This is a genomic window from Calothrix sp. CBUCES-K 9914 (genome assembly GCF_059640475.1).
The window spans coordinates 82,668-95,482 of the sequence record NZ_JBXXZH010000003.1 but is presented as its reverse complement, the minus strand read 5'-3'; the positions used below and the strand labels follow the sequence as shown (position 1 = coordinate 95,482).

Here is a 12,815-nt window from a genome sequence, read left to right as displayed (position 1 = left end):
CACCCGTAACAAAGCTGTGTTTTTAACCTCTGACTCCATAGGAGTTGTACACGAATTGTTACGCGCGATTTAGGGGAATTGGAAACCGTGTTTTTAACCTCTGACTCCATAGGAGTTGTACACTAACAGGCGCTACTTATCCTGCGCTGCGCGCGGCTGTGTTTTTAACCTCTGACTCCATAGGAGTTGTACACGGAAGCAATGCAGCTAATAAAGGCGCCAGTCCCAGAGGTGTTTTTAACCTCTGACTCCATAGGAGTTGTACACAGGTGGAGTGAAGCGGAAATTAAGGATATAGTACCGTGTTTTTAACCTCTGACTCCATAGGAGTTGTACACACCCAGATTTCCAACCAATCCAGCCCGGAGATATGTGTTTTTAACCTTTGACTCCATAGGAGTTGTACACAGCAACGCTGACGTAGTAAGGAACGCACTAGCAACGTGTTTTGAACCTTTGACTCCACAGGAGTTGTACACTTCATGCCCATCAAAGATTCGCGCGTTGCAGTTACGGTGTTTTGAACCTTTGTCTCCGCAGGAGTTGTACACTTGTCGTAACGGCGCCATTCAAGTCATATACATAGTGTTTTAAACCTTTGTCTCCGCAGGAGTTGTACACAATGTTGAGGCAGCGCTCACATCGCCAATTTTAACTGTGTTTTAAACCTTTGTCTCCGCAGGAGTTGTACACTATGCAGATAACGCCATTGAGTTACTTCAGGATGTAAAGTGTTTTAAACCTTAAACCTTTGTCTCCACAAGAGTTGTACAAGATGCATACGCCTTTTTGCCTGATTTTGGCGATATGGTGTTTTAAACCTTTGGCTCCACAGGAGTTGTACACACCTCGTAAGCAGTGGTGCCGCTTCTAATCCCTAAAGGGCATTTTAAACCTTTGACTTCATAGGAGTTGTAGACGTTGTTTGAAAAAATACACCAAAGTTGATATCTCAACAATGATTGTAATTAAGATAGAATATTTATGTTGGTGTTTTAATCCTTAGACTCTATAAGAGTTGTCCTTCCAATGTGTCGGTTGCGTGACTTGTAGATTTGGGGCGGGCAAGGATGCCATTGGCGTCAAGTTAAGCTAAAACTTATTACGTCAATAAGTATTTATGCTTAAAAATTAGGTTTTAAAGGAGCAAAAAATGAACTTTTTCAGGGGCTATTAGTACTTTGTTTATCTGCATCGCTCTCCGATTCAGTATAAAAGCAAGCAAAAAGTTCATGTTTATACCTCGTTCATCACAAAACCTATCGTTGACGCATGGGCGCCAACCTTAACTTGACACCAATGGCATCCTTGCCCGCCCCGATATTAGGACGGGCGAGAATGCCCATCCCACAAGATGGTTAATTTAATTTTTGGAAGTCCCTTATACCTTTTTAATAAGGTGCTATAGATAATGCTGTTGAGACGTGATCTATCACGTCTCTGCGGTAATCTCTGGCATATATACTGCAAACGGCTAAAATCAAGACTTGTGTCATGCCCAGGTAGAAGCACGTGTAAAGTTATAACCCATTTCCAGTATAGAAAAATTTACCAAAACATGTGTGACAAATTACTTGTTTGTTGTGCAAGTTATGCTGTCCAGTTTTTTAAATAACACCGTAACTTACACGACAAGTTCAAGTTGATCCCCCTAAACCCCCGGCGTAGAAGGGGGATCGCTCATCCAATATTAAATCAACTAATATATGTATCTAACCAAAACCAGGGTAGAGAAAACATCTGACCAAATTAATTTAGCTAATAAATTTCAACTTTCAACAAAAAAGTTATTTCGTTCCGTTAGGGAGTCAAATAGTGGCTACCAGATAAAGCCTTCACCTGGGCGCCCCCACATACCATCATGGTTGGTATTACGTCCTTATCAAACTCAAGCGATTACCAACTGGTTTAAAAGTAATGGTCGGGGTACATTGAAAATGGCAACAGGTAGCGGTAAGACTATTACTGCATTATCAATAACCTGTGAACTTTACAAACAAATTAAACTTCAAGTATTACTTGTAGTATGTCCTTACCGACATTTGGTAACGCAGTGGGGACGGGAGTGTGAGAAATTTAACTTAAAGCCAATATTAGCTTTTGAGAATGTTAACAATTGGCAAAGTCAGCTAACAACGCAGCTGTATAATATACATTCGGGTACGCAAGAATTTTTAACTATAATTACAACTAACTCAACTTTAACAACAGACAATTTTCAATCACAGCTTAGATATTTACCTGAACGCACTTTAATTATTGGGGATGAAGCACATAATTTAGGCGCCTCGAAAGTAGAAGAAAGTTTACCTCGGCACGTGGGATTACGGTTGGGACTTTCAGCGACACCAGAAAGATATTACGATGAAGAGGGTACTCAATCTTTACTCAGCTACTTTGGAGCGGTAATTCAGCCAGAGTTTACACTGAAAGATGCAATTGGGCAAGGGGCATTAGTCCACTATTTATATTACCCAGTTCTTGTAGAGTTAACAGAGACAGAGAGTATTGCGTATTCTAAGATTACGCAAAAAATAGGGCGTAAACTTTTATTTAAAGGTAAAGAGAGTACTAATTTAACGGATATTGAAAATAACGAGGATATAACGAATCTTTTAATGCAGCGTGCAAGACTTGTTGGCGCCGCTGAAAATAAGCTTAACGCACTACGCGAACTTATGCAGGGGCGCCGGGAAACTACTCATACATTATTTTACTGTAGCGACGGCTCGCCTCAAGCGGACTCTAAATATGACTTAAGTCAACTCAGAGCAGTTACTAAAATACTAGGCGTTGAATTAAATTATCGTATTACCACATATACAGCACAAACACCTTTATCCCAACGAGAAAAAATACGGCGCCAGTTTGAAAGTGGGGAATTACAAGGTTTGGTAGCAATAAAATGTTTAGATGAAGGGGTTGATATTCCTGCTATTCAAACAGCCGTAATACTCGCGAGTTCAAGTAATCCTCGTCAGTTCATCCAGCGTCGAGGTCGAGTATTGCGTCCCCACCCTGGAAAAGAAAGGGCTACTGTATTCGATATGATTGTTTTACCACCAGATTTGGATAGGAATACGTTGGAAGTTGAGCGTAACTTACTTAGGAAGGAATTAAAGCGGTTTATTGAGTTTGCTGATTTAGCTGATAATGCAGGTGAAGCAAGACTAAAATTACTTGAATTACAAAAACGCTACGGCTTACTCAGCATTTAAACAAACCGATTTTGATCCCCCCTTATTAAGGGGGGCTTTAAATTCAATCTTGTTCCCCCCTTATTAAGGGGGGCTAGGGGGGATTTTCTTCTTGATATTTCTTCATAAATAAATAAATGTATTTAATATTACATAAAAATTGTGTAAACCTATATATATAGAGACTTTTGTAAGATTATCTTGCCAATTTAAACACAGTGTGTTCACGGATAGAAAAATATGATATAAAAAAGTACAATCGTATCAAATATATCTGGAGCAACTACCGATGAAAAAGCAAAGTAAAAAGAGTAGTGATTTAGAAAATACAGAAAGTAATTTTGATGATATTGAGGATGTGCAGGCGCCCATATACACGGCGCCAGAAGAAGTGAGAAAAATTATCGAAATGGTATGGCAGTTGGAGAAAAACCGACTTGATAGAAAAAGTTTTGGTCATATAAGTGATGATATTTTGACAATTATTAAGGGTGTCGTGCAATGAAGCTGATATCGATAAGTCTTTGTAACTTCCGCTCGTTTTACGGTAAAACGCCGGAACTGTATCTCGCGGTTGACGAGGTAAAAAATACGACGGTAATTCATGGGAATAACGGCGCCGGGAAGACGAGTATATTAAATGGGTTTACTTGGGTGCTTTATGAAAAATTTAGCGCTGCGTTTGCGTCTGCTGAACAGTTGGTGAACAAACGTGCGGTTGCGGAAGCTTCTGTTGGGCAAGCGGTGGAGTGTTATGTAGAAATTACTTGGGAACATGATGGTAAACGTTACCGCGCGAAGCGTCATAGTCGGGTCTATAAAACTGAGTCTGAAGTGGAAGCGGGTAAGACTGATATGTATATGTTGGTGATGAGGGAAGATGGAAAGTGGTACGTCCCTGACCAACATGCAGACGATATTATTAATCAGATTTTGCCTAGTAGCTTGCACCAGTATTTCTTTTTTGATGGTGAGCGGATAGAAAAGATTGTTCGCAATGATAAAAAAGCTGAAATTGCTGAAGCTACGAAAATGCTTTTGGGAGTGGAGGTAATAAACCGTTCGATAAGGCATTTGGCAGAAGCAAAACGCGCGCTTGAAGCTGAACTACGCACTATCGGTGACTTGGAAATTAAAAAGTTGCTTAAGCAGCAGAGTGATATTGAGTCTCAGGTTGAGGCAATTAGTAAGCGCTCTTTTGAGATTCAGCAAGAGATAGAATATCAAAATACCTTTAAGCAAGAGGTTGGTGGTCGGTTACGCGAACTAGGTGCTGTTAAGGAGTTGCAAGAAAGGCGCCAGCATTTGGAGTCACAAAGAAGTTCATTACAGAAGCAGTTAGCCAAAAGTAAAGATAACTTACAAAGGTTTATATCTAATCAAGCTTATAGTGTATTACTTTCAGATATTAATATACAGTTCCGTAATATTATTGAGAACAAACAAGATGCTGGTGGTCTGAAGTCAGGTATATCAAGGGAATTTGTAATTAATTTACTCAATGGTAATAAATGCATTTGCGGTAGTTATTTACACGACCATAGTCAAGCACGTAAGCATGTTGAGCAATGGTTAGAAAAAGCAGGTTCTTCCACAGTAGAGGAAACAGCAATTCGGATGACTGCACAAGTCGATGAAATTGACAAGCAAGCAGTATCATTTTGGCAAGAAGTAGATACAGAGCAAGTAAGGATAAATGAGACTAGGCAAACACTAAGTCAAATTGACGTAGAATTGGCAGAAATCAAGGAAAAACTGCGAAAAAATCCAAGTGAGGAAATTCGCGATATTGAGCAGCGTATAGAAGATATTGAAGCGAAGATTTCCGAATTAATTTTTGAACAAGGTCGTAACCAGCAGCAAAGGGAGACGCTAAATGCTGAGTTAGATGATTTGAATAAACAAATAGCCAAGCAAAAGCTGAACGAAGAACGGCAACTGCTCGCACAGCGTCGTATTAGTGCAACTCAAGATGCTATCGACAGGTTGAGCGAAGTAAAAACACGGCAAGAGAATCATTTTCGTTATTCGCTCGAAAAGCGGGTGCAAGAGATATTCAGCGCTATATCTCCGGCGCCGTATATTCCAAAAATTAGTGATAAATACGAGCTAACACTAATGGAGAATACCCTTGGTGTAGAAATGCCTGTAGCCGCATCAACAGGAGAAAATCAAATACTCAGCCTTTCGTTTATAAGTAGCATTATCGATAAAGTGCGCGAGTGGAGTGAGAAAAAGAAAATGTTAATGCTTCCTGAAAGCAGCACTTTCCCAATAGTTATGGACTCCCCGTTTGGTAGCTTAGATGAGATATCACGGCGCCATGTAGCAAAAATAGTTCCAGAAATGGCGAACCAACTAGTGGTGTTAGTGACAAAAACACAGTGGAGAGGAGAACTGGAAGAAGAAATAACGAACCGTGTAGGAAAAGAATATATTTTAATTTACCACTCATCTAAACCTGACTGCGAGCAAGACTATATAGAACTTAGAGGAGTTAGATATCCTTTAATTAAGCAAAGTTCCAACGAATTCGAGTATACCGAAATAGTGGAGGTTAATTGTAATGGTGAGTAAAGCGCTTGAGGATTTTTCAGCAACAGCAATAGATACAGCATCAGAAGCAAGTTTACATTTGTGGACTGTGGAAGACTACCACCGCATGATTGAGGCTGAAATTATTACGGAAGAACACAAAGTAGAATTACTCGAAGGCCGTATTATACAGATGAGTGCCCACAAACCTCCACATGCTTCAATTACACAAATATCATCAGATTATATTAGGGATTTGTTAAGACAAAAGGCAACCATTAGAGTGCAGGCGCCAGTAACGTTACGTCCTAACTCAGAACCTGAACCACATGTAGCAGTTGTTCGTATTGACCCTCAAGCATACGCTAATGCTCATCCTGCACCGGAAGATATTTACTTGCTCATAGAAGTTGCAGACAGAACTTTGAACAAAGACCTTAAAACAAAAGCACGTACTTACGCTAAAGCCAAAATACCAGAATATTTTGTTATAGCTGTTAAATCTCAACAAGTGTATGTGTTTCGCGAACTAGGGAAAGATAATTATGTGCAACAAACTGTTTTAGATAAAAGTGCCAAAATATCGTTAGTTGCTTTTCCCGATGTTGAAATTGAAATTAAATATCTATTTGAACCGTTAATTACACCTACATTACCCATAACACCGACACCACCCATATCACCCACATCACCCACAACACCCATATCATCCACACCCTAAAGGGTAGGCTACACGAGCAAAGCCCACCTGCGTGGGCTAAGATTTAAAATTTAACATCTATCAAATTTATGACGGAAACAGGTAAAATTAGAATCGCAAAAGACAAAGCTGAATTAGTCAAATCTTTAACTATTTCAGGTGGGAAAACTGGGGCTTTTCAGACTTTTGCGGATGTGGTTGTGTTTGCTGCCACGCTAGGCGCCAAGCATAAAAAGCGCGTTCCTCTAGAAGGAGTATCTAAAAAAGAACCAGGGCCGATACGTATAGAGCAATTTATATCAATGGGGTACGATGTAGTAATTAAATTACTAGCAGTCGTTGAAACTCAAGATATAGAAATATTATCTCCGACAGAAGAAGAGTTAGAAAAACAGCGTAATCAGATATTTGAAGAGTACGCCAACGGAGGGTTAGAAATAATCCAAAATGAAGTACTTGGCGCCGTAGATTATTTAGAACGAATCTTATTGCTACTTAGCTATGAGCGTACAAGCAAAGACAGAACAGACCGAGAATTCGATTTAAGTAGATTTTTACCTTAATTAATGTATGAGTGAAACAGTTTACATCGAAACTAGTATTATTGGTTATCTTACTGCTAGACCAACTACAAACCTGATTATTGCGGAAAATATTGAAGTGACAAAAAACTGGTGTAACTTAAACAGTAGAAAATTTTTACTACATGCATCAAAAGTGGTTTTAGATGAAGTGGCAAAAGGCGATTTAGAAATTGCGGCTCACAGACTAGATATTTTACGCAGTTTTCGCTTACTTGAATTAAATACCGATGTACTAAACTTGGCAGCAACATTTCTAGCTCAGAGCAAATCTGCCGCCAAAAGCCTCTGATGATGCTCTTCATATTGCAGCAGCTACAGTGCATGAAATGGATTATCTGCTAACCTGGAATTGTAGGCATATAGCAAACGCCCAAATCCGAAGAAAACTTTCAGAAATAAGTCTTGATTTTGGCTATGAATTACCAAGAATCTGTGATTTGGAGGCGATATTTGAGGATTTGCAGAAAAGACAGTATGAAGATGGTAAGAAAGTTGTGAATTTAACACCAAAGCGACCTATCTGCAAGTCATTACATCAAAATACTGAAAATAAATAGATTGGGCGCCATTAAAGAAAGCGCTACAATTAGAAATTATAAAAGCCACATACTCGTAAACTGCAAAGTAAGGAACAAGTATGACCCAAACTCAAACACAAGCAGAAGCACAAATATTTACCTTCGATGAATTTATCGAATGGTATCCAGAAAACTCAATAGTCCGTTACGAATTACATAATGGGGTAATAGTTGAGATGCCTAAACCTAGAGGAAAGCATTCAAATTTAACTGGTTCTTTAATTGAGAAACTACTTATCATCATTAGGGAGATGGGTAAAGGTGGTATCTGGACTATCCCTAGAGAATCAATTGTTAAACCTAGCTCTGATAAGTCAGGCTACGAGCCGGACATTATTGTTTTGAACCAAGAGACTATCAAGGCTGAAACACGCTGGGAAAGTGAGTCAGTTATCCAAAATGCAACCTCGGTCAAATTGATAGTAGAAGTAGTTAGCACTAACTGGCGTGACGATTACTATGACAAGTTTGGGGACTACGAAGAAATGGGCATCCCTGAATACTGGATTATTGACTACGCAGGACTAGGAGGACGTGATTTTATAGGAAACCCTAAACAACCAGCTATTTTTGTTTGTGAACTTGTAGATGGTGAATATGTAAAGAGACTATTTAGCGGCAGTGATGTAATTGTGTCTCCCACCTTTCCTCAAATCAACCTAACCGCACAACAGATTTTTGATTTGGCTGTGTAAATTAGTATAGGTCTTAAATTGCCCTGGCGCTGAAATATTAGATTTATTACAATATTACCAAGAATCGTAGGGTGCGTTACAGCATTAATGAACTAGACAAAAAAGAAAAATTAAAGTACTGTAACGCACCATGAACATTAATATAGAATTACATTTTTTTAATTATTACCACCCCAATGATGTTTTTACGACTGTAACTGCATCACCAACAGCGCCAGCCCCAAATATAATGTAATTATTGTCCGATTTTGTGTTCTTAGGATCTATCCTAACTAAACTACCTCGCCAAAGTTCATGTTCTCTTGACCAATCAAGTTGTGCAAGCTCAGAAACTTTAGATGCATCAAATCGATTATTTGCTTTATCATAAGTATAATAAAGCATCCTTCCTAAGAATTGTATACCCATACTTACGCCTAGTAAGCATTCTTTCTTAAAATTCTTTACCTCATCAACAGTCAATTTTTCTACGCTTGTTTGGGCGATTTGTCGAGTTTGTACGCACTCAGAAAAGAACTGATTTAAACATGAAGCTAAAGCTTGAGAGCATTCTTCAACATGGCTATCAGCAAAAGCATAACTTACAAGCGTGGCTATGTAATTACTTGTATAAATTAGTTTACCTTTCTTATCAGGTGCCTTCTTTACCCTATCTGTTTTACCGCGAAACATTGAAACCTGTTCTATCAACTCACATCTTGCACCAACGTATTAATACTTAATTTTTCCATTTACAATAAACATAAATTTTTATCAATAACACGATAAAATAGCCTTTTTAGCCTGCTCCCGGCAGGCTTTGTTCGTATAGTCCCACCCTTATAGGGTGTAGGTGCAAGATATAAGCCTCTGACTGGCGCCGCAAGCGCTCCAGTAAAATATGAAACTAGCACATTTTTTGGAACCCTTATTGTATATGGATTTTTTGAATGTGCAAGTTAGGAGTCAATTTGTTTGTAATACCAGTTCTACCAGACGCTTCACCAAAGGATAATAACAAAGATTTATCTACAGGTTTGGCTTGTGCCATATCTCGAAAGTCTATTTGACACTGACGAAAGTTACTCTCTAATATGAGGTTAACCGGGAAATAATCTTCGTTTATTAACGCTCCTAGTGTACTTTGTGCTATTTCACTAATCGCTTTGATGCGATGTTGACCATCAGTAACGTCTAATTTCACATCATGAGGAATAATTACTAAACAAAAACCTTGACCTAATTCAATGACTGTAATGTCTTCTGGTGCCACGTTTGCTGTTAATGTAGCAAGAAGCCAAGGTTCTTTATTACTCGCGCGTTCGATAATGTAGTCTTTGATTTCTTCTACATGACCCTTAATTTCTGGACGGTCTTTACCTGAATCAGGGTTATTAGCAGTTAGTGGTTTTGCTTGAAGAAGATTAGCTATATCAATACCAGGGACGTTAATTTGCAACATTGTTCGCTGTCCCTGCTTAAAAATTAATCCAGAGTAACACCGCTTAGATTTGTACTTATCCAAGTAAGGTTGAAGTAAAGAATAAACATTTAACATTATCAAAATTTAAGTTGTATACTACGCTATTTTAATTTAACTTTCTTCATCTTCTAAGGATTGAGCTTTAATATTGGGGTTATACAATTCAGGTAATCCTTTAACAAGGACAGCAGCAAGCCTTTCACGCACCAAATCAATTTTTCTCTGATCGAGAAGATAGCCTTTCACAATATCATCTTCAACTCTCTTCTCATCAATTTCACGTTAAAAAAGCTCTTTTAAAGACCACTGAGTATCTAAGGATGCTGGTATATTTTCTACTATTTGAAGCTCGTCAATCACTCTATTGATTTCTACCAATGAAAGGACATAAGGTAGTGCGATACCTTCTGATAACGTATAAGTTCCGGTCAATCCATAGAGAGGCTTATTAAACCGAGCTTTGCCTTCGTTATTTGAAATTATTAGCATTTTTAACCGTACCTAAGAGTAAATGATGGAAGAAATAGTCTAGACAAAATATCTTCTATTAATGTTTCTGACGCAATCTCAGAAAATTCAGTATCTTCATCTAATTCTTCATCTCCGTATTCATCAATAATAGTGCTAGTGTTAGATATTTGATTCAAATTTTGAATAAGTAAAAGCCTACAACGATTTATGTCATGTCCTGCTATACCAAATCTTTCACCTAAAATACTACCCTCGCGAAGGTGAGTACGAATTCTATAATATAAATTTTGCGCTTTGCCTATATACAAAGGATGCTGGAAAATTAGCGAATTATTCAAGAGCATAAATAGCAATTGTCGAAATGCTGAGTCTTTAGCTAACTCCTTGAGTAAAAGCTCTTTAGAAAAAGATGTTTCTGGCTGTAGTGTTATCCTGTAAGCGGGTGGAAGTCTTGTTTCTCTTGAAGCTGAATGCTCTTTACATAATTCCTCAATAATATATTTGACAAATGTTTCTGGGTCATCCTTTGCTAGAGTATCTAGCTCAAAGCGACGATACCAGGCATATATTCCACCGATGTTACTAGGTATACGACTCAAAACAGCACTACTGCCCCGTATCTGTGATAAATCATACAAATATACATTTTCGCTTAACTGCTGCACAGCCTCATTACTCTGTAACCATGTCACAAATTAAACTCTCCTTATACGTTAAGTAAAAGGGTAACATAATCATTCTCTAACATGTGAGTAGTTAACACTAGTGTGGTGTATGTAACAAATTATCAACAAAAATTTTTAGCCAGCTTTGCTAGGCACATTGAAACACTACTACTGTGCAACTTGCTTTTGCCAAAGCACAGTAATAGCAGTTATTAACTGTATTTTATTTTACGTAAATTTCCTAAGTATGTCCTAAAATACAACTACAAAAGCGGTGGAAGCATAATTTCTTTTGAGTCTACAAAATCACCCTCAAAATTTATCGTCTGATTCTCGAAGGTTCTTGCTTTTGCAAGACTTGAGCGTAATTTCGCTCGCTCAACTGAATCTTTGACTCCACCGAGAATATATATTAGTAGCTTCGCTGCTAAGTCTTTTCCAGCTACGAGTATTCGCTTGCGGTTAGGGTCGTATAATACACCGTACCATATGGATTTTGGCAACTCAATATTACTAAAACCACCTTCACGGTCAAATTTACGGAGCTTCTTAAAAATCTTTTCGAGCGAAATTTCTTTTTTGAAGACTAAAACACCTAGCGCTTGAACTATTGCGACTTGACCGACTGGACGGAAAAGCATGTTTCCTTCTCCACTTTCTTTCTCAAAGCTGAAGCGTCGTAATGCTGGTGTATCCTCGTCTTCTAGTACTTTATAACTCGAAAGACTGGCTAAGTAATCAAAAAGTTGATGAAATTCAGCAATTCCTTCGGCTAACTCATCGCTTTCAGGACGTTTAGGGACTAAACCTTTTTCTTGTTTCCAGTGTGGATATTTCTGTCCTAAGTAGCGTTCTGACATTTCTTTGAGTGCTTGCAGCGTCGTCAAGACTGTAGATTTTGTGGCAACAGTCGCGCTATTCCAATTTACGCGCGCTTTTCTATCCTCGCGTTGTTCCAATAAGGGATGACTCACAGCTATTTTTCTAGCAGCGATAGAGAAGCCATCATCTTCATCTAACTGTGTCAGTTGACCTTTGGTTAAAGGTACTGCCATCAGGTTGACGTGGACGAAAATTGAGCGTACTCTTTGCCTTGCTTCTTCGCGCGTTTCTCCAATTCCAACTGCCGATATAAACTCGATACCTATTTTTTCTTGTGGTATGTTTTTCAGGTAACTTTGTGAAATATCGAACTGTTCGACTAAATCATCTATAGTTATAAATGATTCGTAAGGAGTTTTGTCTCTTTTATAACGTTGAAGCTTGCGCGCGGAAAGTAACTCTATTAAACCCTGGACTCCCATCAAACGATGCTGTCCGTCTAAGGCATAAATGGTTACATCTTCATCTGAAATGTTGAGTAAGCCAAATTTGTTTCCACTATCTAATGGAGTGAATTCTATAGCAGACCTTCTCGCTTTGCCTTTACTATCCCACTCTTCAGCATGAGGAATATCTACCCAAGGTTGATTAACGACTACAAGAACTGGGGGGAACTTGTGGTGCTTACGTGATGCAAGATATTGTACTAAAGCTGATTGACGTGACCAGTCGATAGGACGCTGTTGGATTTCGTCGATACTCTCGGCATCTATCTCGATATTGCCCGTTTGAGGATTATACTTATGACGAAGCAAAGGTAAATATGAAGCGAAGTTAACCCGATTCGCAAACCATTCGAGAGTAACAGAGCCTACATATGCTTCTGTACCACCCATTTCAACTTTTTGCACTGGGATTTGATTCTCATTCTCGAAAGACTTGTCAAGGAGTTGAGAAAGCACCTGTTTATCGGTAGTTCCTCCCAATGAGTAAGAACCTGTAGTATCCTTAACTTGCTTAGATGTTCTGGCGCCCATATGAATTTTTAAAAACTAGGGTTGACATAAGAGTCAAATTTTTTAACAATTATATGTCTGTAGTGTAGT

At 38.6% G+C, this 12,815-nt stretch carries 13 protein-coding genes and 1 CRISPR repeat array; of the genes, 7 read left to right on the top strand and 6 right to left on the bottom strand.

Going from position 1 to position 12,815, the window contains the following annotated elements:
- Positions 1–16 precede the first annotated feature (16 nt).
- Positions 17–693: direct repeats of the CRISPR family, unit length 36 nt; unit sequence GTGTTTTTAACCTCTGACTCCATAGGAGTTGTACAC.
- A 1,013-nt stretch (positions 694–1,706) separates the two neighbouring features.
- The 7 genes from AC2JBO_RS01280 (at position 1,707) to AC2JBO_RS01250 (ending at position 8,289) form a co-directional block, all read left to right on the top strand.
- Positions 1,707–3,218, top strand: a complete 1,512-nt coding sequence (locus AC2JBO_RS01280; RefSeq protein WP_496951802.1) for a DNA phosphorothioation system restriction enzyme — start codon at positions 1,707–1,709, stop codon at positions 3,216–3,218.
- A 268-nt stretch (positions 3,219–3,486) separates the two neighbouring features.
- The gene (locus tag AC2JBO_RS01275) at positions 3,487–3,702 is read left to right on the top strand and encodes a hypothetical protein (RefSeq protein ID WP_496951801.1); all 216 of its coding nucleotides are present in this window, start codon (positions 3,487–3,489) and stop codon (positions 3,700–3,702) included.
- A complete protein-coding gene (locus AC2JBO_RS01270; RefSeq protein WP_496951800.1) occupies positions 3,699–5,774 on the top strand; it encodes an AAA family ATPase in 2,076 nt (691 codons plus the stop codon). The genes AC2JBO_RS01275 and AC2JBO_RS01270 overlap by 4 nt, the downstream gene beginning before the upstream one ends.
- Complete coding sequence (locus tag AC2JBO_RS01265; RefSeq protein ID WP_496951799.1) at positions 5,764–6,453, top strand: Uma2 family endonuclease; 690 nt, start codon at positions 5,764–5,766, stop codon at positions 6,451–6,453. Before AC2JBO_RS01270 ends, AC2JBO_RS01265 begins: the two co-directional genes overlap by 11 nt.
- 68 nt (positions 6,454–6,521) lie before the next feature.
- Entirely contained in the window at positions 6,522–6,995 is a 474-nt protein-coding gene (locus tag AC2JBO_RS01260; protein ID WP_496951798.1) for a DNA phosphorothioation-associated protein 4, read from the top strand.
- Positions 6,996–7,002: 7 nt separating this feature from the next.
- Positions 7,003–7,305: a PIN domain-containing protein gene (locus AC2JBO_RS01255; RefSeq protein WP_496951797.1), complete on the top strand. Its 303-nt coding sequence runs from the start codon at positions 7,003–7,005 to the stop codon at positions 7,303–7,305.
- A 348-nt stretch (positions 7,306–7,653) separates the two neighbouring features.
- Entirely contained in the window at positions 7,654–8,289 is a 636-nt protein-coding gene (locus AC2JBO_RS01250; RefSeq protein ID WP_496951796.1) for a Uma2 family endonuclease, read from the top strand.
- 165 nt (positions 8,290–8,454) lie between these two features.
- Here the strand turns inward: AC2JBO_RS01250 and AC2JBO_RS01245 are convergent, their stop codons facing one another.
- The 6 genes from AC2JBO_RS01245 to AC2JBO_RS01220 form a co-directional block, all read right to left on the bottom strand.
- Entirely contained in the window at positions 8,455–8,979 is a 525-nt protein-coding gene (locus AC2JBO_RS01245; RefSeq protein ID WP_496951795.1) for a DNA sulfur modification protein DndB, read from the bottom strand.
- Positions 8,980–9,196: 217 nt separating this feature from the next.
- Positions 9,197–9,826 carry a DNA sulfur modification protein DndB gene (locus tag AC2JBO_RS01240; RefSeq protein WP_496951794.1) on the bottom strand — a complete coding sequence of 210 codons (630 nt, stop codon included), beginning with the start codon at positions 9,824–9,826 and terminating at the stop codon, positions 9,197–9,199.
- Between the two features lie 36 nt (positions 9,827–9,862).
- Positions 9,863–9,997 (bottom strand): hypothetical protein, encoded by a 135-nt coding sequence (locus tag AC2JBO_RS01235; RefSeq protein WP_496951793.1) that lies wholly within the window; start codon positions 9,995–9,997, stop codon positions 9,863–9,865.
- Positions 9,998–10,033: 36 nt separating this feature from the next.
- Positions 10,034–10,240, bottom strand: coding sequence for a hypothetical protein (locus AC2JBO_RS01230; RefSeq protein ID WP_496951792.1), 207 nt, complete (start codon positions 10,238–10,240; stop codon positions 10,034–10,036).
- Positions 10,241–10,242: 2 nt separating this feature from the next.
- Positions 10,243–10,914, bottom strand: a complete 672-nt coding sequence (locus AC2JBO_RS01225) for a GIY-YIG nuclease family protein (protein WP_496951791.1) — start codon at positions 10,912–10,914, stop codon at positions 10,243–10,245.
- A gap of 236 nt (positions 10,915–11,150) precedes the next feature.
- The gene (locus AC2JBO_RS01220; RefSeq protein WP_496951790.1) at positions 11,151–12,746 is read right to left on the bottom strand and encodes a DGQHR domain-containing protein; all 1,596 of its coding nucleotides are present in this window, start codon (positions 12,744–12,746) and stop codon (positions 11,151–11,153) included.
- Positions 12,747–12,815: the final 69 nt, after the last annotated feature.

What these genes read in the sequence shown, in the direction of transcription:
- AC2JBO_RS01255 (WP_496951797.1), top strand. Translation starts at nt 7,003, where the DNA reads ATGAGTGAAACAGTTTACATCGAAACTAGTATTATTGGTTATCTTACT.
- AC2JBO_RS01265 (WP_496951799.1), top strand. Translation starts at nt 5,764, where the DNA reads ATGGTGAGTAAAGCGCTTGAGGATTTTTCAGCAACAGCAATAGATACA.
- AC2JBO_RS01270 (WP_496951800.1), top strand. Translation starts at nt 3,699, where the DNA reads ATGAAGCTGATATCGATAAGTCTTTGTAACTTCCGCTCGTTTTACGGT.
- AC2JBO_RS01280 (WP_496951802.1), top strand. Translation starts at nt 1,707, where the DNA reads ATGTATCTAACCAAAACCAGGGTAGAGAAAACATCTGACCAAATTAAT.
- AC2JBO_RS01230 (WP_496951792.1), bottom strand. Translation starts at nt 10,240, where the DNA reads ATGCTAATAATTTCAAATAACGAAGGCAAAGCTCGGTTTAATAAGCCT.
- AC2JBO_RS01250 (WP_496951796.1), top strand. Translation starts at nt 7,654, where the DNA reads ATGACCCAAACTCAAACACAAGCAGAAGCACAAATATTTACCTTCGAT.
- AC2JBO_RS01240 (WP_496951794.1), bottom strand. Translation starts at nt 9,826, where the DNA reads ATGTTAAATGTTTATTCTTTACTTCAACCTTACTTGGATAAGTACAAA.
- AC2JBO_RS01220 (WP_496951790.1), bottom strand. Translation starts at nt 12,746, where the DNA reads ATGGGCGCCAGAACATCTAAGCAAGTTAAGGATACTACAGGTTCTTAC.
- AC2JBO_RS01260 (WP_496951798.1), top strand. Translation starts at nt 6,522, where the DNA reads ATGACGGAAACAGGTAAAATTAGAATCGCAAAAGACAAAGCTGAATTA.
- AC2JBO_RS01275 (WP_496951801.1), top strand. Translation starts at nt 3,487, where the DNA reads ATGAAAAAGCAAAGTAAAAAGAGTAGTGATTTAGAAAATACAGAAAGT.